This is a genomic window from Candidatus Hydrogenedentota bacterium (assembly GCA_019695095.1).
Classification (GTDB): Bacteria; Hydrogenedentota; Hydrogenedentia; order Hydrogenedentales; family SLHB01; genus JAIBAQ01.
This window is the reverse complement of the sequence record JAIBAQ010000031.1, coordinates 18,679-42,022: the sequence shown is the minus strand read 5'-3', so window position 1 is coordinate 42,022 and position 23,344 is coordinate 18,679. Positions and strand designations below refer to the sequence as shown.

At 55.1% G+C, this 23,344-nt stretch carries 20 protein-coding genes and 1 riboswitch; of the genes, 11 read left to right on the top strand and 9 right to left on the bottom strand.

Annotated features, from left to right (window positions below; translation table 11 throughout):
• Positions 1-2,037, top strand: a 2,037-nt coding sequence (locus K1Y02_07685) for a DUF1559 domain-containing protein (GenBank protein ID MBX7256229.1), incomplete at its 5' end; no start/stop codon positions are given.
• A 3-nt stretch (positions 2,038-2,040) separates the two neighbouring features.
• Here the strand turns inward: K1Y02_07685 and K1Y02_07680 are convergent.
• Positions 2,041-2,628 carry a L,D-transpeptidase gene (locus tag K1Y02_07680; protein MBX7256228.1) on the bottom strand — a complete coding sequence of 196 codons (588 nt, stop codon included), beginning with the start codon at positions 2,626-2,628 and terminating at the stop codon, positions 2,041-2,043.
• Positions 2,629-2,886: 258 nt separating this feature from the next.
• On the opposite strand from K1Y02_07680, the gene K1Y02_07675 reads away from it, so the two are divergent.
• The 3 genes from K1Y02_07675 (at position 2,887) to K1Y02_07665 (ending at position 5,926) form a co-directional block, all read left to right on the top strand.
• The gene (locus K1Y02_07675) at positions 2,887-3,921 is read left to right on the top strand and encodes a DUF3500 domain-containing protein (protein ID MBX7256227.1); all 1,035 of its coding nucleotides are present in this window, start codon (positions 2,887-2,889) and stop codon (positions 3,919-3,921) included.
• 35 nt (positions 3,922-3,956) lie between these two features.
• Positions 3,957-4,919, top strand: coding sequence for a flippase-like domain-containing protein (locus tag K1Y02_07670; GenBank protein ID MBX7256226.1), 963 nt, complete (start codon positions 3,957-3,959; stop codon positions 4,917-4,919).
• A 62-nt stretch (positions 4,920-4,981) separates the two neighbouring features.
• Positions 4,982-5,926, top strand: coding sequence for an alpha/beta hydrolase fold domain-containing protein (locus K1Y02_07665; GenBank protein ID MBX7256225.1), 945 nt, complete (start codon positions 4,982-4,984; stop codon positions 5,924-5,926).
• 6 nt (positions 5,927-5,932) lie between these two features.
• On the opposite strand, the gene K1Y02_07660 is transcribed toward K1Y02_07665, so the two are convergent.
• Together K1Y02_07660 and K1Y02_07655 are read right to left on the bottom strand one after the other, a co-directional pair.
• Positions 5,933-6,565 (bottom strand): class I SAM-dependent methyltransferase, encoded by a 633-nt coding sequence (locus K1Y02_07660; GenBank protein ID MBX7256224.1) that lies wholly within the window; start codon positions 6,563-6,565, stop codon positions 5,933-5,935.
• A gap of 44 nt (positions 6,566-6,609) precedes the next feature.
• Positions 6,610-8,598 (bottom strand): SDR family oxidoreductase, encoded by a 1,989-nt coding sequence (locus K1Y02_07655; protein MBX7256223.1) that lies wholly within the window; start codon positions 8,596-8,598, stop codon positions 6,610-6,612.
• Positions 8,599-9,028: 430 nt separating this feature from the next.
• Positions 9,029-9,148, top strand: a riboswitch (FMN riboswitch).
• Positions 9,149-9,318: 170 nt separating this feature from the next.
• On the opposite strand from K1Y02_07655, the gene ribD reads away from it, so the two are divergent.
• The 6 genes from ribD to K1Y02_07625 are packed head-to-tail and all read left to right on the top strand — an operon-like array spanning position 9,319 to position 13,994.
• Positions 9,319-10,380 carry a bifunctional diaminohydroxyphosphoribosylaminopyrimidine deaminase/5-amino-6-(5-phosphoribosylamino)uracil reductase RibD gene (ribD, locus tag K1Y02_07650; GenBank protein MBX7256222.1) on the top strand — a complete coding sequence of 354 codons (1,062 nt, stop codon included), beginning with the start codon at positions 9,319-9,321 and terminating at the stop codon, positions 10,378-10,380.
• Positions 10,381-10,385: 5 nt separating this feature from the next.
• Positions 10,386-11,018 carry a riboflavin synthase gene (locus tag K1Y02_07645; protein ID MBX7256221.1) on the top strand — a complete coding sequence of 211 codons (633 nt, stop codon included), beginning with the start codon at positions 10,386-10,388 and terminating at the stop codon, positions 11,016-11,018.
• Between the two features lie 44 nt (positions 11,019-11,062).
• The gene (locus tag K1Y02_07640) at positions 11,063-12,256 is read left to right on the top strand and encodes a bifunctional 3,4-dihydroxy-2-butanone-4-phosphate synthase/GTP cyclohydrolase II (GenBank protein MBX7256220.1); all 1,194 of its coding nucleotides are present in this window, start codon (positions 11,063-11,065) and stop codon (positions 12,254-12,256) included.
• A 36-nt stretch (positions 12,257-12,292) separates the two neighbouring features.
• Positions 12,293-12,757: a 6,7-dimethyl-8-ribityllumazine synthase gene (gene ribE / locus K1Y02_07635; GenBank protein MBX7256219.1), complete on the top strand. Its 465-nt coding sequence runs from the start codon at positions 12,293-12,295 to the stop codon at positions 12,755-12,757.
• The gene (nusB, locus tag K1Y02_07630; protein MBX7256218.1) at positions 12,754-13,188 is read left to right on the top strand and encodes a transcription antitermination factor NusB; all 435 of its coding nucleotides are present in this window, start codon (positions 12,754-12,756) and stop codon (positions 13,186-13,188) included. The genes ribE and nusB overlap by 4 nt, the downstream gene beginning before the upstream one ends.
• Positions 13,189-13,190: 2 nt before the next feature.
• Complete coding sequence (locus K1Y02_07625; GenBank protein MBX7256217.1) at positions 13,191-13,994, top strand: PHP domain-containing protein; 804 nt, start codon at positions 13,191-13,193, stop codon at positions 13,992-13,994.
• 13 nt (positions 13,995-14,007) lie between these two features.
• On the opposite strand, the gene K1Y02_07620 is transcribed toward K1Y02_07625, so the two are convergent.
• Positions 14,008-16,437, bottom strand: coding sequence for a PAS domain S-box protein (locus K1Y02_07620; protein MBX7256216.1), 2,430 nt, complete (start codon positions 16,435-16,437; stop codon positions 14,008-14,010).
• 432 nt (positions 16,438-16,869) lie between these two features.
• Between K1Y02_07620 and K1Y02_07615 the strand changes: the two genes are divergently transcribed.
• Positions 16,870-18,228 (top strand): DUF2225 domain-containing protein, encoded by a 1,359-nt coding sequence (locus tag K1Y02_07615; protein ID MBX7256215.1) that lies wholly within the window; start codon positions 16,870-16,872, stop codon positions 18,226-18,228.
• Positions 18,229-18,439: 211 nt separating this feature from the next.
• Here the strand turns inward: K1Y02_07615 and K1Y02_07610 are convergent, their stop codons facing one another.
• The 5 genes from K1Y02_07610 to dtd are packed head-to-tail and all read right to left on the bottom strand — an operon-like array spanning position 18,440 to position 23,250.
• Positions 18,440-19,045: a GNAT family N-acetyltransferase gene (locus tag K1Y02_07610; GenBank protein MBX7256214.1), complete on the bottom strand. Its 606-nt coding sequence runs from the start codon at positions 19,043-19,045 to the stop codon at positions 18,440-18,442.
• Positions 19,042-20,130: a glycosyltransferase gene (locus tag K1Y02_07605; GenBank protein MBX7256213.1), complete on the bottom strand. Its 1,089-nt coding sequence runs from the start codon at positions 20,128-20,130 to the stop codon at positions 19,042-19,044. Before K1Y02_07605 ends, K1Y02_07610 begins: the two co-directional genes overlap by 4 nt.
• A 4-nt stretch (positions 20,131-20,134) precedes the next feature.
• Complete coding sequence (locus K1Y02_07600; GenBank protein ID MBX7256212.1) at positions 20,135-21,076, bottom strand: methionyl-tRNA formyltransferase; 942 nt, start codon at positions 21,074-21,076, stop codon at positions 20,135-20,137.
• Between the two features lie 3 nt (positions 21,077-21,079).
• Complete coding sequence (locus K1Y02_07595) at positions 21,080-22,798, bottom strand: hypothetical protein (GenBank protein MBX7256211.1); 1,719 nt, start codon at positions 22,796-22,798, stop codon at positions 21,080-21,082.
• A gap of 2 nt (positions 22,799-22,800) precedes the next feature.
• Positions 22,801-23,250 carry a D-tyrosyl-tRNA(Tyr) deacylase gene (dtd, locus tag K1Y02_07590; GenBank protein ID MBX7256210.1) on the bottom strand — a complete coding sequence of 150 codons (450 nt, stop codon included), beginning with the start codon at positions 23,248-23,250 and terminating at the stop codon, positions 22,801-22,803.
• Positions 23,251-23,344: the final 94 nt, after the last annotated feature.

Genomic DNA, 23,344 nt, shown 5'->3' with positions numbered 1-23,344 from the left:
ATACCTTCCCTGGAAGGCGGAAGCCCGTCGGGCACGCTGCTGGGAGAAGCCGAAGATGCACTCGGCACAAAACTGCGCCTCTTTGCAGACGCACCAAGAACTGCCTTACCGCGCAACTTCAACTGTGCCGTTGACATTCATGCACCAGGCGAACCGGGTGGCACGCTCCCGATTGGCGGCTTGCTGAAGAGCGGTGCAGTTCGCCAGATAGATGCAAGTGAATCGGATTTCGTAGCTGCAGGGATTCAACCGGCTCAGATCACGATTGTGTACGAATCATCAGACATCACCGGCATGGACGAGGCATCCCTGCAGCCGTACCGTTTGCAGGGTGGCAACTATACGCAGACCGGTATCGCCAATGTTGTCGTCAGTGCCGGCACAAACCGGATTACGTTTTCCTCCCGCTATCCCGGCCTGTTTCTATTAGCCGGAACTGCCGGAGCTGGGGACACCAATAGTCCCGGTCCACAAGGCGAAATCACGTTGTCCGCGCTTCCTCTGAACTCGGTAGTTGCGAATGGGTCCAACACGGTGACAGTGACGAGTGGAATCATCCAAAACGAGTCCAGCCTGCCGGTAGCCGACGGTACGCTTATCACCGTCTCGTCTTCGCGCGGAACGATACAGAGTGCGGACGCGGATAGCGGCAGGGCAGGAGTACAGATTGCTACGAGCGGTGCCTCAATTGCATTCACGGTTTTGGCGCCAACCCAATCTGGAACCAGCTTCATCAGCGCGGCATCTGTCCAAGGGGCGGCGTACGGAGAGCTGCAATACGAGTTCCTGCCTGGACCGCCAGTTGGTCCCATAACGTGGACCGTCGGCGAACCGGATGGCGACAGCCCGGTGACAATGGAGTTGGTGTCTGACGTCATCCGGGATGTATTTGGGAACATCGTAGCCGAAGGAACGCCAATCACGATATGGGTTCAAGACGGCACAATCCTATCCCCCGATGCAGACTTGGGTGCGAACGGTCACCAAACACTCGCATATGGTGGTCGCGCCGGAGTTGTAATTGAAGTCAGTAATCGTGACTCGCGATTCACCTTAAACGCATACGCCGATGCGCAACAGACCGAAGAGCTTTCGAGCGGCGAATACGGGCCATCCGACTATGTATCCGTTCCGCTGCGCACAACGCCATTGGTCTTCGTTCTTTTCCTGGCCTTGTGCTTGAGTTTGCCAGCATACTGCACACGAAAGCCTGCGCACCGACGCGGGTTTACGCTCGTTGAGTTGCTTGTCGTGATTGCGATCATCGGAATCCTGGCTGCCATTCTGCTGCCTGCGTTGAGCAGGGCGCGTCAGAAAGCGTTATCGGTAACGTGCGCCAACAACCTACGCCAGCTCTACCTGGCAAACACCATGTACGCGTCAGAGAACCAGGGGCGCTACGTACCCGCCGCTCCAGACATCAATGAAGGGTTCGGCGGGCGAGTGCGCTGGCATGGGATGCGAGAGACACCCAGTCCCGATAGCGATTTCGACCCAGGAAAGGGATTATTGGCGGAATACTTGCCCGACGCGCGCGTCAAAGAATGCCCGGTGTTCACCGAGTTCAGAAAACGTGGCGACGTACCGAACGCATTTGAAGCTGGTACCGGGGGATACGGTTACAACGCGGCCTACATTGGAGGTACGTATTACCAGGATGACTACTTGACCGCCCCGAAGCATTCAACGCTGGACTCGCGCGTTGCCAATCCCGCGCAGACTATCATGTTTGCCGATGCCGCCATGCCGCAGGAGGGGTACATTGTTGAGTACGGATTCCTGGAGCCGCCTCTATTTGTCACTGACGATTATCCCAGAGGCAATCAGGACTGGGGCTTTGCCTCACCGAGCTTGCATTTTCGTCACGACGGCCGCGTAAACGTGGTGTGGTGTGACGGTCATGTCACAAGCGAGAAATGGGAATGGGCGCCGGACGGTCCGAACATCTATGGCGGAATCAATGAGCGTTGGGCCGTCGGTTGGTTTGGCCCGCGCACGAATCGCTATTTCGATTGCGGCGAAAAAGAAGGCGAATGAGTCTCAGTTCTCCGTAATAAGCACCATAGTCCCTTCAGGAATCATGTCAAAGAAGACAATCACGTCATCGTTGCGGAGACGTATGCATCCATGCGATGACGGTGTACCGATACGTTCCTCGTCGTTCGTTCCGTGTATGTAGATGCAGCGATCAAACGAGTCGACGTCGCCGCCCTTGTTCTTGCCGGGTTCCTCACCCGTTAACCACAAAAGCCGAGTGAGAACAAGATCCTCTTTTGTGGAATCGCCAGGCTTCCAAATCTCGTTAACGGCCTTCGCAGAACGGAATACCTGACCCCACGGCGCTCCGGCCCCGATCTTGCGCTTTATGCTGTGCCAGCCGAGGGGAGTTTTGAGACTATCCTTCTTTGAGCCTGTTCCGCGGGTTGCCGTTGCGCATGATACTTGCCACACGATCGCATCGCCATCAATGACACGCAGCATCTGCTCGTCAACAGATACCCACACGCCGATGCCCTCGGGGATACGTTTGCGCCAATGATGCTTCTTCAGAGTCTCGCACTGTTCGCGAGTCAAGGCGACTTGCGCGGCGGCCTCGGCGGCCGAACCCGATATTTGTGTGGATGCCATGTCAACACCCTCCGTTGACGTACCCATCAAGAAACATGCGGCTATCAATACTCCCGTGAAGGGACGGAATCTCATTAAGGCTCTCCATACTCTCGTTCACATTCAGCGGTCTTCTTTCGAAACGGGCGCATATCGTAGCAGTGACAGGCAAGCACATTCACCTTCATCAAAGGTGCGGCGCATGGACGATTCCGGTAGGATACGCCGTCCCGTGGGAAGGTGTTGGCGAAACCCGGAATGCAAGGCTGGAGAACGCTCATGAATCGGCTTTCTTTTATGTTGATAGCGCTCCTTGGAGCGATGGTGGCGCATGCGGACACAGCGTTCGATGAGTTGGTCGAGAAATCGAAGAGCTTTCTGGACTCTCTGGACAAGACCCAACGCGAGACGGCGGTATTGCCCTTTGACAACGACGAGCGCCTCAATTGGCACTATTTTCCCAAAGCGCGAAAGGGAATCATGTTGAAGCAACTGAATCCGGATCAGAAAGAAAAGGCTCTCGCCGTTCTCAGCACAGGATTGAGTCAAGAAGGTTATGCCACCGTTGAGACGATTCGCGATATGGAGAACGTGCTGCGAGAGATTTCGCCTAATGACACGACCCGCGATCCGCTGCAATACTACGTGACCTACTTTGGAGAACCAGGGTCCGACAAGAACTGGGGGCTGCGATACGAAGGACACCATTTGTCGCTTCATTGGACCATCGTCGATGGTCACATCGTTGCGACGCTGCCACAGTTCCTGGGGTCGAATCCCGGGGAGGTGCTCGCCGGATCACGCAAAGGCACACGCGCTTTGGGGCAAGAAGAGGACCTTGCGCGAAATCTCGTCAAATCCTTAAGCCCCGAACAACGCAAGGCTGGAGTGGTGAGTGATACCGCGCCCGCGGATATCCTGACCGGCGCCGAACGCGAGGCCGCCATTCAAGAAGACACGGGAATTGCGTACACTGACTTGAACGAAGAACAACGTGGTATCTTGATTAGCCTGTTGCAGCTGTATGCATCGGTGATGCGGCGCGAGCAAGCCGAGGAACGCCTCGTCAAGGTCCGCGCCTCTGGACTCGATGGTATAAAGTTCGCGTGGATGGGGGGATTGGAGAAAGGGGAGAAGCACTACTACCGAATCCAAGGGCCTACATTCTTGATTGAATACGACAACACGCAGAACAATGCCAATCACGTTCACACGGTATGGCGGGACTTCAAGGGGGACTTCGGAATGGATATGCTCAAGGAGCACTATGCCGAGCATACAAACGCAACCCACCCGGGGCAACATGAACACTAGGCATTCAGCATTAGCTACTTGATACGATATTGCCAATGAACAGCAACGAGCAAGAGACTGATCAGACACCCGGAGAGGTTAAGCGTTCCCATTATCGAAAGCTCTTGTGGATTGCGGGGATTTCGCTATATCTGGGCGCAGTCTGGACGATCGGATGGGAGCGCATTCGCGCTGCCATGAAGGATGTAGACGGCGTCACCATCTGCGTGATGGTTCTGGTCACGCTGGCAGCCCTTTGGATACGTGCACTCAAATGGCGGATAGCGCTCGGCCCTGGCAACAATTCCGTAGGCATTTTCTTCTTGTCAAAAGCAGCGGGGGAATGGTCGCCTGCCCGAATGGGGGAGTTCAGCCCGCTTCTGATCCGCAAGCATCGAACTGCTCGAATAGCCGCGTGGATACTCGTCGATCGCGTCTTGGAGATGGCAAGCACCGTAGGAATTGGGTTGTTTGGCCTCGCCTTTGTCAGTCTTCCCAACCGCAGCGCGCTGATTGTGACAGGTGTGCTTTTGTGTCTGGGTTTTGCCGGCGCCTTAATGGTGCTGGCGAATGCAAGCTACTGGGAAAGGCTGGCTTCACGAATTACATCAAAAGGCCGTTTGCAGAACTTGGTGTCGCTTGCGCCAAAAGTCGCGCGCGAGGTACGCTCATTTGGAAGTACAGCGGTCTACACCGGAGTATTGACGCTCATCGCAGGAATCTTAGATGTATGGGCCGGCCGGCTTCTTTATGTCGCATTTGGATACCCCATTCCGATGCATGTAAGCGCGGCATCGAAAGGCATCCATGCAATTGTCTCAGCAGTGCCGGTTACCCCCAATGCAACTGGAGTGCCCTACTTCGCGGCGGCGACGTTAATCCATGAGACTGGTCATGTACCTACGCCAGTCCTTGCCGCCGGCGTCGCGTTGGGAATCTTGTTGACCAACCTTCTCTTTTGGGGATCGGTGGGAGTAGGTGCCGCTGATTTTAGGAAACGCGCCTCCGAGGTGGACTGAGAAAGGGAATTCGGGAGCGCAAAGCGGCGTTAGCTGAGTGAAACCAGATGAGGAGCAGCGCCATGAAACAGCGCAAGAGTCTGTTCTTCTTGGCTTGTCTAGTTTTGGGAATTCCCACGATGGGCTGTCCGCAGAGTGGAACAGGAATTCGCGGGAGCATTCTTGTTGATGGGATCAAGCGTACCTACCTCATTCACGTTCCGCCCTCATACAGCCCGGATTCACCGGTTCCACTTCTTATTGCCCTGCATCCGTTTGCGGTCACGGGTATCTATATGCAGAGCCTGACGGGGTTTGACGCCATTGCCAACAGTGAAGGGTTCATTGTCGTGTATCCAGACGGGAAACGCAGACACTGGAATGCCGATCCGACTCCTCAGTCGACCGTGAGCGCCCTTGGCAAGCCAGCCGACGACGTTGCGTTCATTTCGGCTCTCATAGATAAGCTGGCTGCCGACTATGCAATCGACCCCAAGAGAGTCTACGTGGCGGGTGCATCCAATGGCGCCTTAATGACCCATCGACTGGCGTGTGAACTTACGGATCGCTTGGCGGCGGTGGCCGCTGTCATGACCACACTCCCTGTCGGCTGGGAAGAGGCGGTTAGTCCCTCAAGTCCATTGCCCATCTTGATGATCCAGGGCATTGACGATCCATTCTTCCCCTGGGAAGGAGGGACAGTGCAGCAGGGGCCTTTTCTAAGCAGCCAATACCAGAGTATGTCAGACACGGTTGGCTTCTGGATTCAGAACAACGCGGCGCAAGTGCCTCCGGTTACAGAGGCACTGCCAGACACTGCCGGGGATGACGGCACAACCGCAGCAAAAGACACGTATTCGGCAGGCCCAGGAGGTGCGGAGGTCGTACTAATCTCGGTGGATGGCGGCGGTCACACGTGGCCAGGTGGAGACGTCAACTTCCCCGAATCGCTTGTGGGCAAGACCTCGTTCGATTTCGAAGCAAGCCAGGTAGTCTGGGACTTTCTAAAACAGCACGCACAACCCTGATCCGCTTTATCGTTTGCGCGCCAGGGTCACACCATCGCGGACTGTGAGCAGCACGGAATCCACACGCGGATCTTCGGCTGCTAGTTTGTTGAATGCGTCCACGGCGATGTCCACCGGTCTGACGGGATTGAGTACGCGCCCACCCCAAAGGACATTATCCACGACCAACAAGCCGCCTTGCCTGACTTTTGGCAGGGCAGCTTCCCAGTAATTTGTGTAGTTCTCCTTATCCGCATCGATGAAGACCATGTCAAAGGGACCGTCGAGTGAGGCGAGGGTATCCAGCGCGGGGGCAAGCCTTAGGTCAATCTTTCGCCCGTGTGGGCTCTTGGCCCAGTATTGCCGCGCCAGGCTTGTCGCGGCCTCATCGATGTCACACGTGACAATACTCCCGTCATCCGGAAGCGCTTCCGCCATACACAAGGCGCTGTATCCAGTGAAGGTGCCAATTTCGAGAATGCGCCGTGCTCCGGTCAAGCGGACGAGTAGTTGGAGGAACCGGCCTTCCACTTTTCCGACAAGCATATGCGGGTACTTCATCGATTCCCGAGTTTCCGTTTCAAGCGCGCCCAACACGGGGTCCAATTCGGACGTATGAGACGCCGCGTATGCTTCTATGTCTTCAGGCACAATCATCATGCGACTACTACCTCGATGCGATGTCTATTCTTTCTAGGGCTGGATTACCAGTAGATTCCACGCATAATAGCAGCAAACACAACCGCCTCAGAAGAAGGTTCGGCCTGCCCTGCCGTTTCGTCCTGCTTTGCGGGGTCAGTATCGGGAAACATCTTATACGCCGTGTTCAGAATCACGTCGGCAAGATTCGGGAACAGAGTTGTCATCACTTGGGCAAAAATACCCAGGCGCGTAGCGATACGCTTCGGCTGCTCTACGATGGCTTCGCACACCATATCGGCTGCCTCCTCGGAGGAAAGCGCAGGAACGTGCTCGTAAAACGAGGTCGGACTGATCATGGGGGTTCGTACAAGTGGCATATTGATAGTCGTGAACTTGATGTCCTTATCGAGCAACTCCGCTTGAACGCATCGCGAGAAGGTGTCGAGCGCGGATTTGCTGGACGTGTAGGCCGAGAACCGTGGAGAGTTTGCGAGTACGCCAATGGTCGATATGTTGATGATGTGACCGCATTTTCGTTCTGTCATTCCCGGTAGCACCTTCAGGATCAAGCGGACAGCTCCGAAGTAATTGAGCTGCATCGTACGTTCGAAATCGTGAAAGCGATCGTAGGATTGCCTGATCGAGCGCCGAATGGAACGGCCCGCGTTGTTTACAAGGATATCCACGCGGCCGTGGTCCCTTAGAATCTGGTCGATGAGCTGGTCGCAACTTTCCATGTCGGAGATGTCGGCCTGATAAATGTGGGCTTTGCCGCCCAGAGACTCGATTTCTTGCTGCGCGTCGCGCAATTTCTCAAGGGAACGCGACGCAATGATCGGCGTTCCGCCGGCGGCCGCAATCTTGACAGCGGCTGCTCGCCCAATGCCCGACGACGCGCCAGTAATGAGAATGACTTTGTCCTTCACCGCCCCTGCCAAGGTCCTGTCGCGGTGCAAGTCCGGATCCAGGTGACGCTGCCAGTAGTCCCACAACATGGGCGCGTAGTCGCTGAGACGGGGACAGACAATGCCTGTGCCTTCGAGTTCTTTGATGGTGTCTCGACAATCAAAGCGGGTGGGGTAGTTCAAATACCGCAACGCCTCGCGCGGGATGCCGATGTCCTTCAAGAAGGTATCGGCAATGCGCCGGATGGGCGGAAGCTCCAAGACGCCGTCGAGTATGCCTTTCGGAATAATGTCGAACATACGCGAGTCAATCCGCATGGCGAATTGCGGGGCGTGGGCCGCCTTGGCGAAGAGGTTCAGAATCTCGCCGGCGCGAAATGGCTCGGGATCTGTGATGTGAAAGCTGCGTTTGTTGAGACCGCGCTTGTGCGCCAGGTGATCAATGGCATCGACGACATAATCGACAGGAACAATATTGATTCTGCCCCCTTCCAGTCCGATTAGTGGTACCCACGCGGGAAACACCTTCCGTACCTTCTGAATGAAGCGGAAGAAGTAGTAGGGTCCGTCTACCTTATTAATTTCGCCCGTCTTGGAGTGGCCAACGACGATCCCCGGGCGGTAGATTCGCCAGGGAACGCTACATTCTCTCCGGACAATTCCTTCCGCGTCGTGTTTGGCGCGAAAGTAGGGATGGCGAAGCCCCTCAGCCTCTTTGAACATGTCCTCTCGCCAGTACCCACGAAATTCGCCGGCGACGGCGATGGAACTCATCTGGTGAAAGCACTTGGCTTGAAGGGCCCCAGCCACTTCCACTGCGCGCCGGGTACCCTGGACATTGACCTGGTTCTCGAGGTTCTCGTCTTCCGACATCAAGTTATAGAATGCTGCCAAGTGGAAGAAGTGGTCGATTTGCCCCTTAAGCTTTGTGAACTGCTCTTTCCTGAGTCCCAACTTGGGTTCGGAAAGGTCACCGTAAACGGAGACAATGCGTTTGGAGTTAACTCCAAATCGCGCACGAAGGGCCTCCACCTTCTCCTCGGATTCCTTGCGGACGAGCAGGTAGATGACACCCTTTCTCCTGAGCAGTCGCTCAACGAGGTTTGAGCCTATAAAACCGGTTCCACCGGTAACAAAATATGCCATGGTTGTTCACCCTATGTGTTTACTTGTCAGAGCCTTGGCACTTAAGACCATATGAAGGTGCCAGAAGGTGTCAAGTTTATCGTTTGTTCCTCTGATGGGCAAATCATAGTCCGCAATTTGCACCGGCGCGATTGAGCGCCCACGCAAATCGCTCACGTGCAAGACATTGAGGGTATGCCATGAGGATTTCTCGCGGATACACTCTGTTTTCGGAGAACCGCTTTGTTCTTCGTCGCAAGTCTCGCAAACACACTGGTTACGAGAGAGGTTCAAGTGTGTTCGCGAGAAATCCGGGATAGTCGCCCAAAGAGATGCCCCTGCACGCACAGGTCATGAATTGACACCCAAAGCCGTGAATGATAAAGTAGACCTGATTCAGTGATTTCCCTGCGACGCTCAGAAAGCGTTCGCGGGAGTACGTAGTTTACAGAGTCACCTTCGGGGCAGGGTGTAATTCCCGACCGGCGGTTATAGCCCGCGAGCGTGGAAACACGCAGGAACCGGTGAAATTCCGGTGCCGACGGTACAGTCCGGATGGGAGAAGGTGAACACGCATAGGCCGCATTGCACTCATTGAGAGTGCGGAGCGGCAGGGCGGAGTCGCAAACGGCCATCCGTCGAAGCGTGTGGTATGTCCCGAAGGCGCAGTAGAGGCCGTCGGGTTTTTTTATGTCCGAGAAGTTGCACAGCTCAAATTTCAATGCGGGGGACGCGCAGTTCATGCAGCGCGCCCTGGCATTGGCCGCGCGCGGAAGGGGCCGGACAAGCCCCAATCCGATGGTAGGCTGTGTCGTAGTGCGCGACGGACGGATCGTGGGGGAGGGTTTTCACGAAAAGGCCGGCCTGCCGCATGCCGAAGTTAACGCGGTACGTGATGCCGGGGGAGACGTCGCGGGGGCAACGCTGTATGTGACGCTTGAGCCGTGCTGTCACGAAGGCCGGACGCCGCCCTGCACCCAATTCCTGATTGAACACCGACCCGCGCGAGTCGTGGTGGCGATGCCCGACCCCAATCCCCGCGTGAGCGGTCAAGGGGTCTTCCGCCTACGCGACGCTGGAATCCAGGTGGACGTGGGGCTGCTTGAGCCAGAAGCGCGCGCGCTCAATGAAGCGTTTACGAAGTACATTACGCAGAAGATGCCGTTCGTGATTGCGAAATGCGGCATGACGCTCGACGGCAAGATTGCTACACGCACGGGAAACTCGCGTTGGGTCACCAGCGAGGAATCGAGACGACTTGTTCACCAACTGCGGAATGAGGTGGACGCCATACTCGTGGGTAGCAGGACGGTGATGCTAGACGATCCGAGTCTGACGACGAGATTGGACCAGGACAAAGCCAAAGATCCGGTTCGCGTAATCGTCGACGCCGACGAGTATTTGGATGGAGATCGGACAGTCTTCCGCCAAGATAGCGAGGCCCCGACCTGGGTGGCTGTCCCCGAATCGAGAGATTTCAAGGGAGCCGATGAGGTTCTGAGAATACCCAGTGGAAATGGCGGACTCGATCTTCGTCTCCTGATGCACGAATTGGCGGCGCGCGAGATCATGACCGTGTTAATCGAGGGCGGCGGAACGACTCACGCTTCGGCGTTTGAGGCGGGGATAGTGGATAAAGTCATGTTCTTCATCGCGCCGAAGATTGTAGGCGGTCGCGATGCGATCACTGCCGTCGAAGGTGAGGGAATAGCCGACATGGACGGGGCCATCCTGTTAGAACGCATGACGGCCAAGCCGGTGGGCCCGGATCTGTTGGTTGAAGCATACGTGAGGCACGAATAGCAGAGATGTTTACGGGACTCATTGAGGAGGTAGGTGTCGTTTCCCGACGGTCGGGCGCCGACGTCACGATTCTCGCGCAGACTGTGCTCGATTCCATGAAGGAAGGCGACAGTATCGCGGTGAATGGTGTGTGCCTGACCGTGGTTGCGTTTGACGAAAGCGGGTTTGTCGTGCAGATGTCTCCTGAAACGCTGGAAAAGTCGTCCTTGCGCGCATTGCAGGCCGGCGACGCCGTGAATCTGGAACGCGCGATGGCCCTCGGCGACCGCATGGGTGGACACTTTGTACAAGGTCACGTTGACGGTGTGGGCCGCGTCAAGTCCATCACGAACCAGGGAGATTTTTCTTTTTGGAAGTTCCAGGCCCCGTCAGAAGTCGCGAAGTATCTTGTGCCCAAAGGGTCGATTTCGATCGACGGAATCAGTCTGACAATCGTTGATCCGAGTGGAGACACGTTCGGTGTCGCGCTGATTCCCACAACGCTAAACAGTACTACGTTAGGCAAGAAGAGGCCGGGCGACCTGGTCAACATGGAAGCTGACCTGTTTGCCAAGCACATCTATCACTATCTACGAAACGTGCCGAGGAGCGGACTATCGCTGGAGACGTTGCAGCGGCAGGGCTACTTGGAGAAATAGGTTCTGGCGGGCGCAAACGCTGCGCCGCAGAGCAGGAGCGAAGCATGTTTTCCCCGATTGAAGAGATTGTTGAGGAACTAAGAGCCGGCAGGATGATTATCCTCGTCGATGATGAAAACCGTGAAAACGAGGGAGACCTCGTGATTGCCGCGGAGAAAGTCACGCCGGAGATCATCAATTTCATGACCATGCACGGCCGCGGATTGGTGTGTCTTGTGTTGACCAAGGAGCGCATGGACTTTCTGCGAATTCCCGTAATCACGCACAACAATCTCAGCAAGTTTGGCACGGCATTTCACGCTCCCATCGAGGCTGCCGAAGGGGTCACGACGGGGGTAAGCGCGTTCGATCGCGCCCATACGATCCGCGTCGCAATCGATCCCAAGTCGACGGCCCAAGACGTGGTAATGCCCGGGCACGTACACACGTTGCAGGCTCGCGAAGGCGGAGTACTGGTTCGCGCAGGACAGACAGAGGGTTCCGCGGACTTGGCGCGTATTGCCGGGTTGAATTCGTCCGCGGTGCTTTGTGAAATCCTGAATCCGGACGGATCCATGGCTCGCCTGCCGCAGTTGGAGAACTTCGCCCAAGAGCACGGGATCAAGATCTGTTCGATTGAGAGTATTATTGAATACCGAAGAAGGCACGAGAAGCTGGTTAATCGCGTGGCCCAAACGACACTGCCGACAGAGCACGGCGACTTCATTTTGGCCGCGTATGAAACCGAAATTGACAGCAAGAAGCACGTGGCTCTGATAAAGGGCGAGATTGGACCGGACGATGACATTCTGGTTCGAGTTCACTCGGAATGCCTCACCGGAGATGTCTTTGGTTCTCTACGTTGCGATTGCGGCAAGCAATTGGACGAAGCGTTGAAGATGATTGCGGAGGAAGGCCGGGGCATCTTGTTGTACTTGCGTCAGGAAGGACGCGGCATCGGTCTTGTGAACAAGATTCGGGCTTATGAACTTCAGGACAAGGGGTTCGATACGGTAGAGGCGAATGTGCATCTGGGATTTGAAGCCGATCCCCGCGAGTATGGAATCGGTGCACAAATACTGGCGGATCTTGGAGTAAAGAAGATGCGGCTCATTACGAACAATCCGAGCAAACGTGTGGGCATCGAAGCGCACGGACTGATCGTGACGGGGCGTGTGCCTTTGATCATTCCGCACAACGAACGTAATGAGCGTTACTTGAAGACAAAGAAAGAGAAACTGGGGCATCTGTTGTCTTAGCTGAAGCGGAAGACCGGATGGATAGGGAGAAGGTTTATGCCAAATGTGATAGAAGGCAAACTCGTATCCAAGGGGAAGAAGTATGGCATCGTCGTGGCGCGCTTCAATGAGTTCATCTCATCGAAGCTCCTTGCCGGAGCTCTGGACGGCCTGAAGCGGCACGGCGTAGCCGACAACGAGATCACGGTGGCGTGGACGCCAGGTTCCTGGGAGATTCCGCTCGTTGCAAAGAAGATGGCGGCGACGAAGAAGTACGACGCCGTGTTGGCCTTGGGCGCGGTCATACGCGGCGGGACGCCTCACTTCGAGTACGTGGCGTCTGAAGCAGCCAAGGGTGTGGCTCAGGCAAGCCTGGAGACCGGCGTTCCGGTTTTGTTCGGTATACTGACGACAGACAATATTGAACAAGCCGTCGAGCGCGCCGGTACGAAGGCCGGTAACAAAGGATTTGATGCAGCAGTGTCGGCAATTGAAATGGTCAACCTGTTGGAGCAGTTGTGAGCGCAATAAATCCACAGTTGCGGCGGCGTGCGCGCGAGCGGGCCGTGCAGTTTTTGTTCGGCCTAGATTTCACGCAATACGGTTGGGAGTCGACGATCGAGACCTTCTGGGTCGGGAATCCCGTGAAGCCAGGCGCTAAAGCGTACGCCGAGCGTTTAATCCGCGGGGTGATGGAGCACCGTATCGCATTGGACGAGGCGATCGACGCCGCGCTCAATCGCTGGACTCCAGACCGGGTGGGGCGTGTCGAGCGCAATGTATTGCGCGTGGCCTTGTACGAAATGTGGCACGAACCGGATGTGCCAACCAACGTAGCCATCAATGAAGCCATTGAAGTCACCAAGGTGTACGGAGAAGAGGAGACGGCGCGATTCATCAATGGAGTCCTCGACCGTCTAAGGGAGATAGAGCCGCGGGCGAGCGCTACGTAGATTTGCATCTGCACAGCAACTTTTCCGATGGGACGGATGCCCCCGCACGAGTGGTGGAGCGGGCCGCGGAATTGGGAATTTCCGCGCTCGCATTGACTGACCATGACACGGTAGGAGGCGTTCTCGAGGCCCGCGAGGCCGCTCGGTTGGCAGGCATTGCATTTCTAAGCGGAGTCGAAATTACCGCTCATTTTCAGGGTTTTGAAGTTCATACACTCGGGCTCGGCATAGATGTGCATAATGACGCCCTCGTAGCCAGTCTGGACCGCCTGCGGGAGGGTCGCACCGCGCGAGCGATGCGGATCGTCGACAAACTCAGGGGACTTGGTATCCCAATCACATTTGACCGAGTTGCGGAGCGAGCCGCGGGGGAGGCCTCCATCGGCCGTATCCATATTGCGCGCGAACTGAACGCCATGGGTCTCTGTAAGACTGTTCAGGGCGCTTTCGAGAAGTACATTGGCGAGGGCAGGAAGGCGTATGAAGCCAATCCACGCATGCCGCTCGAAAAAGCCATCGAGTTGATTCACGACAGCGGCGGGCTTGCATTCCTCGCGCATCCAGGCATAGGGCCAGTCCGGCGGCGTGTTGCCCGGCTGCTGGAACTTCCTTTCGATGGGCTTGAGGCGTATCACAGCAAACACTCGCCAGGACAGACGGATGAGTATTCGCGTTTGGCGGAAGCCAAAGGACTTCTCGTCGGAGGGGGATCGGACTGCCACGGAGCGACAGGAAGGAAGCCTGATATGGGAAAAGTACGGGTTCCGTATGCGCGATTCGAGGCGCTGAACGAACGTCTGTCGTGAAGCGGACCGTGGACTACACTTTGATAAGAGTCTTGTTCGAGTCCAAGAGCGCACGGACGTGTCGAACCAGTGTGGACGGGGTAAACGGCTTCGGAAGGAAAGCCGTCTTGTTGTCATTGGAAACTGGAATTGGCGCCTTGTCCGTATAGCCGGAAATGAAGAGCACTCTGGTTTCAGGCGTTAGCGCACGAACGCGCTTGGCAACTTCCATTCCATTCATGCTGGGCATAACCACATCAATAATAAGCAGTGAAAGCGCTCTGCCGTATTCGTTCGCCACTTTGATGGCGTCTTCTCCATTCGTTCTTCCAATCACGGTGTATCCGTAGGAACGCAGAATTGTCTGAATGATAAATAGCGTCTGCTCTGTATCCTCAACGAGAAGAATGGTTTCGTTGCCGTTCAATATCGGATTCCGAGATTCCGTATCCGGGAACAATTCTTCCTGCCCCGAAAAGACAGGGAGGAAGACTCTGAATGTGGTGCCACGTTCGATTTCGCTGCTGACTTCAAAATACCCGCCGGCTTGCTTAACAATCCCGTAGGAAGTAGCAAGTCCCAAGCCGGTTCCCTTCCCCTGAGACTTCGTTGTGAAGAAGGGCTCAAAGATGTGTTCAATAACTTCGGGAGACATTCCCGTGCCGGTATCCGTCACGGAAATGGATACAAAGTCTTTGTGAAGATCGTTGGGTGAGCACCAATTTCTCGGTCCTTTTTGGGGTACGTCCTGGGTGCTCACGGTGATGCTGCCGCCATGGGGCATAGCATCACGTGCATTCACGACAAGATTCACAAGCACTTGCTCGATCTGCCCGGTGTCGACTCGCACGAGGTCATTCAGTGCCGCGGGGATAGTCGACAAGCTGATGTTAACATCGATGAGTCTGCGAAGCATGCGGTCTAGATTAAGAGCAATATGATTAAGATGGACCGCTTTCATTTCCAGGTGCTGTTTACGAGCAAAGGTGAGAAGCTGCCTGATAAGGTCTGCGGCACTTTGTGAGACGAGATTCGCCTGGTCGAGATGCTCGCGAGTTTTTTCGTCCGTATCGTCAAGGCGCATGAGGGCTAATTCGACATTGCCCATGATGGCGGTCAGGAGATTGTTGAAATCGTGCGCAATTCCCCCGGCAAGTCTGCCAACCGCTTCCAGCTTTTGGGATTGCTGCAATTGAGTCTCCAAGTTCACACGATCCGTCAGATCGCGTATATTCAACATTAGGCCGCTAATACCTGGATAATCCGAGAAATCCCGGCCTACGGATTGCAGTATCCTCACACTCCCATCCTTATGCCGGAATTGGAAGAGTCCCATGTCGAACCCGGAAGGAGTTGTGTCTAAGTTTCCGATGGCCTCCATGAACCTTAGTCGATCCTGGGGAGCGACCAGATCGACAATATCCATGCCAACGAGTTCATTGGGACTGTATCCGAGAACGCTCTCGATCGAAGGGCTCACAAAGCGGACAGATGCATCTCTTCTCAGGACCGTGATAATGTCCAGCGCATTTTCGATGAGCGCGCGGTAATACCGCTCCTTTCTGATCTGAGCCTGTTCTTCGCGCTTCTTATGAGTCACATCCTGGATCAGGCCAATAGCTTCCGCAACGCGACCTTGATCGTCCGGAATCCCCGTCCAACTATCGAAGAACCAAACCTCGCTCCCATCGTGCGCAAGCATCATGTATTCGCACTGACAAGTGCGCAGGAGGCCCTTTTCGATTTGCTTTTCCACTTCTTGAGGCGACATGTCGCCCAGGGGGCCGAGATACCTTACTTCCTTGCGCATTTTCAGATACTGACTGAAGTCGTACCCGTCTCCCACGATATTCGCAAGGGTCCCCGCGCCGTTGTGAAAGAGCTTTCCGGTCATTGTCTGCCAGTTGACGCGATAGGGAATCGCTCCGGCTTGAGAGATAGCGAGCCGGTACAAGTCATCCTGTTCACGAAGGGCTGCTTGCGCCCGCTCGCGTTCTTGGACTTCATTCAGAAGATCATTGTGTTTCCTTTGCGTCTCGGAACGCGCCGAAGCGGCCTCCACAAGCGTGAAGTAGAGCGATGCTATCAGAAGCACCGAACCAAGCATCGTTAAGAACCATAGCAGGCCACGATGCAGGTCGCTGGCGTCGGCGAAAAGGGGACTCCAACTTAATTGCGGTAAGGTTCCTGTGAACTCCAAGAACGCGGAAACTGCAAGGCAGACAGCCGCCGAAATCGTCAGTATGCGGAGAAAGAATGCTTCCTGAACATAATAGGTGATATAGAAGGATGGGGATATCACCACCAATATGGCCGCTAAGGTCATAAGATCCGTGGCCAGTTTGGGGAGAAGCTGATCCTCTTCGCACAAACGGGCGACAATCGCAAGGCACAGCGCGACAAGGATTGAAGATGCGAGGATCAGGGTCAGTCTCTTTCTTGAAGACGGTTCCCAGGTGTGCATACTACCAAAGTCCCAAGAATTGCATGAACATTGTAACGAATCCTATCTTAATTGACATAGGGCAGTTTACCATAATGTGTGGCATTCTGTCGCAGTTCTAGCACTGAAGCCGGATACACGCTTCAGGGGTTCTAGACGCTGTAATGACAGGCATGTGGCACGATATGCGTGACGGGATGGACGCATGGAGAAGCTTGTCTGAGGCGGTACGGTTTCGCTACCATTCAATTGCGATTAGGTCCGGTTGGGCTGTAAGGAGCACTCCAGCGCGTTCGCGCTGCCTCTTGCCGCAGGGATGTGCCAAAACGCGGGCCGTTTTCAGTCCGCCGTATACGGGCCGTCAACTAATGTGTCGTTTACGCAGTTGGAACGGCATTTGAGTCAGCGAGATGCTGAAAGTTCCAATGCGCAACCATTCCGGGGAGCGTGACAATGAGTGATTCCGGAACATCTCCGTTCATTTATAAGAAGCTTACTTGTCCGGCCTGTACCGAGGACCATGAACACCCCCATTTCCGTTTGAGGATGTACCTGGAAGGTGAGCGAGAGTCGGATGGCCACGTACTTGAGTACAAGTGGATTGCCGAGAAGGCAACACCGGTTCATCCTCCGTACTACTATCTCTTTTTCTGTCCCCGCTGCTATTACGCGGATCTCACCAATGATTTCTCAAGGCCTGGCGATAACGAGCACACGCCTCTGGTGCTGCGAGCATATAAACGCGCGCTCGATCGTGAAAAAGAGGTTATAGAGTTTCTGGGCGACCACATTCGCTATGACAACATAACGTTCGAGACTGCGTTGCTCATTCATTTCCTTGGGGCTTTTATCCAACTGCTGACACCTCAGAGCGAACAGGATAACCTCAAGCTAGCCAGGCTATTCCTCCGAATCGCGTGGCTCTATAGAGAGCAGGCGCCTCAGCAAGAAGACGGAGGACTGAACCGGGCTGACAAAAGCTCTCTTGAAGCCTTGGCCGATTTCGAAAACGCGCTTCATACAGCCCGTGAACACTGGGTGAGGACGAGCGTGGTGTTGGGGCGGCAGATTGATGAAGTCGATTATAAGGGCAACGTGTCTGAACAGAGTGCCCAAATTCGCCAACACAGGTCCAACGTGGAGAAGTTGTTGGAGGCCGAATTCGCCGAGGTGTTTAGGCTCAAACGTCTCCTTAAAGAAGGGAGCGCAGCATCCGGCGATGATGCTGCAGGGAAAACGGGTGGTGATTCGGAATTCTACAAGCTCATGGTCTCTTTGAAGTCAATGTGGCCGATGGCGCCATCCGACGAGAACGAGGCCATGCGGTTGTCGCTACAGTATCTACAGCAGGCGATATCCACTGATCCGGCTTTTGACAATTCGCAGACCTATCTCAACGGTATTTCGCTTGTTGTCGATCTGCTCATTCGGTGCAATGACCTGAATGCGGCCTTCGATACGGTGCGTGGCATCTATCGCGGCGCTGCCGAGGCGCGTTCCAGACTCATGGACGAGCTTAAGCCTAAGGATCTCGACGAGAACACCAAGCAGCGTCTGCTAGGAAGAATTCGCAAGCTGTCCAGGTCCGTCGAGCATGCGGGAGAGCTTCGCACGAAGTTGATTGGCTTGCTCGTGGAACGCGACCGGGAACTCATACACAAGATTCTTCGAGACAACGCGGGAATCTCCGAATCGAAAGTAATGGCCGCGCTGGAAGAAAACGGGATCGTGCCGGGAGTGGTCGCTTACCTTCAGGAGAAGGGAGAATTGACCCCCGCCAAGACAAAGGCGCTTCGGGACGCCCAGGGATGAGAAGCTGCTATAGCTTGGGAAATGCCTGACGTAGTCCGCAATTTGCATCGGCGCGATTGAGCGCCGACGCAAATTGCTCACGTGCTAGACGTTGAGACTATGCCATGAGGATTTCTCGCGAACACACTCTGCATCCGGAGAACTACGTGGCTTTTCACGGCAAGTCCCGCAAACGCACTGGTTGTGAAGATGTGCTCGTAAGAAATCCGGGCTAAAAGCGGACTTCGTAACCGATGCACAAGTGTGGCTCAAGTGGGTGCTTCGTAATAATGTCGTGCTTTTCCTTGATGAGCGGCCACTCTTCGGGTAGACAGGCGCAATAGATGTATTCGATACCAATGTATGTCTCGCCCAGCAACTTCTTCACATCCTCCGGGGGCCGCATTCTGAATCGGTAGTGCCTGCCAATCTCTTTCATTCCCAACCGGGCATAGTATCGCTGCGCCTTCCGGTCTTGAGTCCAATACTCAAGGCGATGGAATCCCTTCTGCTTTGCGTCCTCGACAGTGGCGTCCACGAGCAGTTTGCCAATATTGAGTCCGCTGAATTCTGGCAGCCTTCCAAATTCCAGCACATATCCCCCGCAGCTATCCTTTTGGAAACACAATTCTCCCGGGGTTCGCTCATACTGAGCGTCCGTTAGGCCGACTATCTTTCCATCGCACAGGGCGACCAAGCGCGTGGATTCATACCCTTCGTAGGCTGGCCGCTCCTGAATGGAGTAGTTCCACGCATGCGAGATGCTCAGAATGATGGCATGCACACGCATCCACTCGGCTTCATCGTCTTGCCGATACTCGCGGATTTCTATACTCATGGGCTTGGCTCGTTTTCCTCCGTCAAGCCAATGCGCAGACTCTTCGAAAGTACTGCATCGGCTTCATTCTGTAACCCTAACGCGATGCCGGCATCGCGCAAATTCTCGCGCGCCTCACTTGATTCATGATTCATGGATACGGCCTTGGCAAAATACTCAAATGCCTTTTCGCGCTCTCCCATGGCCCAGAGCACCGCACCCAGATCGTTAAAATTTCTATCGATCGACGGATTTGCGCCGATAGCGTCCTTCAGAAGTCGAACTGCTTCGTCAAAATTGCCGCGTTCGAAGGCCTCTCGCGCATCCCGGTTAAGGGAATAAGACAATTGAGTCAGTCGCGCGCCACCAGAATCGTCCAGTCGCCATTTATCCTTGAAGCGTTTGGCATTCCGATTCATCAGATCCGAATAGATGTCGGAGGTGTAGCCCATTGCGCTGAAGGTTCGGCTGCCGTAGTGAAAGACAAAACAACCCTCGGCGATGCAAATGCGGAAACCGGCCTTTCTCACCCGCATGCAATAGTCATCGTCCTCGAAGTTGCCTATACCGAAGGATTCATCAAGCCCGCCGACTTCGTTGAACGTCTCGTCCTTGATCAGCATGCAGAAACCGACAATACGCTCGGTATCCACAATAAACCCTCGACGTTCCTGCCAGAGCTGACTGGCATATTCATTGATTTCGGTCATGGTCTCAAATGACAGACCTTCGATTAATTGAGGACCGGAAACGCAGTTGCTCATCGGTCCCACTAAGCCAATTCGAGCGGAGGATTCGAGGGTGTGAACAAGGTTGGTCAACCAGCGCGCGGGAACGATCGTGTCACTGTTGAGGATAAGCACATGACCTTCAACGTGCGGCAGCCCGAGATTTATCCCTCCCGGAAATCCGAGGTTGGTTGGACTGTGAACGGCAATGGCGCCCGGAACGGAGTCAAACAACTCACCCACACCGTCCGTGGAACCGTTGTCTACGAGTATCAGTCGATGAGGGTAGTCGGTGTTTGAGAGTATGGAACCAATGCACTGTTTACAGTAGTCGACCTGGTTATGAGCGGGGATGATTATGGAAACGGGTGTGGGCACGAGCCTATCCCAGTCGCTCGCCGATCTGGGGCCTACGCAACAATCGTGGCCAGAACCAAGGAATTGGCCGCAAGGTGTGCGCAATCTCGATGATTACAACGCCCTTACCCGTTCCTACCCTGAGTTGTGGAATGTTCTCGATAACCTCTCCGGGTTGAGCTTCGATATGCTTGCTGCTCATGCGAACGCGCGAGAGGTATACCGTCCGGCCTTTGTACTTTGTCCGGGCGATCGTGAAGGGGAAACACGCCCGCACTTTTCTCTCTATCATGTCAGCCGGACACGTCCAGTCAATACACAATTCCGACGGGGTCAAGCGCTTGTCGTAGGTCGCGTTTTCGGAGTGTTGCGGGCACCCCTTGAGTCCGTTTTGTTCAATATATGAGAGGACCTCGGCCATTTTTTCACTCGCGAGGTCCGAAGCCCGGCGATGAATGGAACCCGCCGTATCGGTTCCCGAGATTGGGAACGCGTATTGTTTCAGAATGTCGCCGGTATCGATCCCCTCGGACACTACATGGAACGTGATTCCAGTCTCTTTCTCATTTGCCAGAATTGCCGCGGTGAACGGGTTGGGGCCTCTATGTCTTGGCAGTAAGGAGGAATGGCAATTCACACACCCAATGGCAGGCAAATCTAGCAGGGGTTTCTTGAGAATAATTGCGAACCCGCAAACTAGTATGAGGTCGAGCTTGAGTTCTCGGAGCGGCGCCAGTTCGTCTTCCGTCATCTTATCGATGAAGACAATTGGAATTCGCTTTCGGAGGGCTACACCGGATACTTCCCGCTTGGGAAAGAATGCTCCGACCATAGGACCGAGGTAACGTTTTACTCCGCGATAACGCCGCGCATCCTGGATCAGTGCGACAAGTTCATGATTGGAATGCAATACCGCTTCCAGAATTTGTGACGCGAGATAGCCTCCGCCCGCAACGGCAATTCGCATCGCTCAGGTCTCCATCGTGCAGCGATACCACGCAAAGAACATGAGCAGCGCCCAAAACTGGCGGCGCCGATACACATTGTGGGATGCCGAACGAAGTATGGTTTCCACCGCGTGCCACTTGAACAGTCCCGTTGCATCGACGCGATCCGGGGTGATCGTCTCTTTGGTGACAGTTTCGATAACTCGCAAAACGTTGCCACTTTGCGGGACCTTAAAATCTCTTCGCGCCCTCAAACGAATCGATGGAGGCAGAATACCTTTCATGGCAAGCCGCAATAACGGTTTGCTGCGGACACCAAACTTGATGTCGGACGGTATGCTCAACGCAAAGTCGAGCATCGAATCGTTCAAATAGGGATGGCTGAGCGTAACTCCGTGAGCCGCGGCGATGCGGTCGCATTTGGCAAGCAGGATATTGGGGAGGCCAACATGCAGATCGAGAGAGAGCACATTTGCCGTCAGATCCTCTTGGTTAAAGTGATCTTGGATCGTGGATTTTCGCGGTCCGAACTCGTACAGGGCTGCCTTCACGGCTTCCGTGTACAAGTCTTCGCGCTCTCCCTCATCGAAAACGCTCAGCAAGGAGAGATAGGCGCGCTGAGGGTCGCGCATGGAAGTAAGGAAGCGAGTCGTTCGTCTCACAAACGCGTTTGGCGGCAGTGAGGGGGTAATATTGCTGAGAAGCCCGGCAGGTATGAGGGGCTCCACCTCCTGCGCCTTCTGGAGAAAGTGATAGCGGGCATACCCGCCTAACACTTCATCCGCCCCATGCCCAGAAAGAAAGTGAGCGCCGATGTCCGAAGCAGCTTCCGTCATCAACCAAAGCGGGAACACGAGCGGGTCGGCTATGGGCTCGTCTAGGCATGCCACGCATCGGAAGAAGGTCTCTTCCGTAAAGCGGCGCGCCTGCATCGTTTGCATACGGATGTGGAGACTCTTGGCGGATTCTTTAGCGAGTCGCGTTTCGTCTTGCCAGCTTCGTTCGAGGACCGCGAAACAGGGCCGCAATTGAGGTTTAAGCGCGTGCAGAGCGGCCGCATCAATTCCTGATGACCAGAGCAGCAATTCAGACTGTGTATGTCCAAGAGCCTTCTCTAACCGTTCTCGAAGCGCGCGGGCAGCCTCGTCGCGCGATAGCGATTCCGTTCGCATGTTGAACGTGGCGAACTCGGTAGAAGAACAACGATTGGACGCATACTCAACGACATGACCTGGCCTTACGCGGCAAATGCCTTGAACCATCGATTCCGTTCCGGGCACGCACCGGAGCGTCAAATAGCGGTCGACAGCGACCAGATTCAACCGTCTAGGAACATACCCGGAGGCCAGCAGAGCCTTAAGCTCCGTGGCGAAGACCAACACGTTGTCGCCGACGTAGTAATACAGAGGCTTTCTGCCGAGCCGGTCCCGCAACAGCCACCACCGATCGCCGTCACTCAGGGAAACAACGGCGGCGAAACCTCCCCGAAACGCCAGCGTTCCCGGCGACTTGGCCTTCGCGCAGCGGGCATGCACTTCGTGGGGTTTGAGAGGCGCGTCGTTTATGTCAGTAGTTTCGCCATCGACAAGGCACAAGGGATCTTCAGAGCAGTACGCCGACGCGACAGAGTAGTTGGAGCCTTCGAGGCATCGCATCTCCCGCGCGTGCGGCGCCAATACATCAATCATCGCGTTCAGCGCGATGGAATCGGACCGGCCCAGAATGCCGCAGAGTGCACCCATGTTCAGAAGGCCTTTTGCGAATCGAGGAGCAAGGTCACCGGACCGTCATTGACCAGACGGACATCCATATGCGCCCCAAATTCGCCCGTTTCGACGTGAATGTTCCGTTGACGCAGAAGCTCGACAAAGGACTCGTAGAGAGGAATAGCGTGCTCCGGCCGGGCCGCATCCGTAAACGATGGGCGGCGGCCCTTACGGCAATCTCCATACAATGTAAATTGTGAAACGGCAAGAACACTTCCGCCGATGTCTTCAACAGACAGATTGAACTTGCTTGCGTCGTCTTGAAAACACCTCAACCCGGCTACTTTGTCGGCCAGTTGTTTGACATCGTCTACCGAATCGGAGTGCGCCACTCCCAAAAGCACCAGCAGTCCCCGGCCAATCCGTCCGACAACGTGGCCATTCACGGATACCGATGATTCGGAAACTCGCTGGACTACTGCGCGCATAGGACTCCTCTTCTCGCGGCTTGACAGGAATTGAGTTTAACAGGCGACAGAAAAGGCTTCAAAATGCTATCACTATCACTGTGCAAGGTCACCC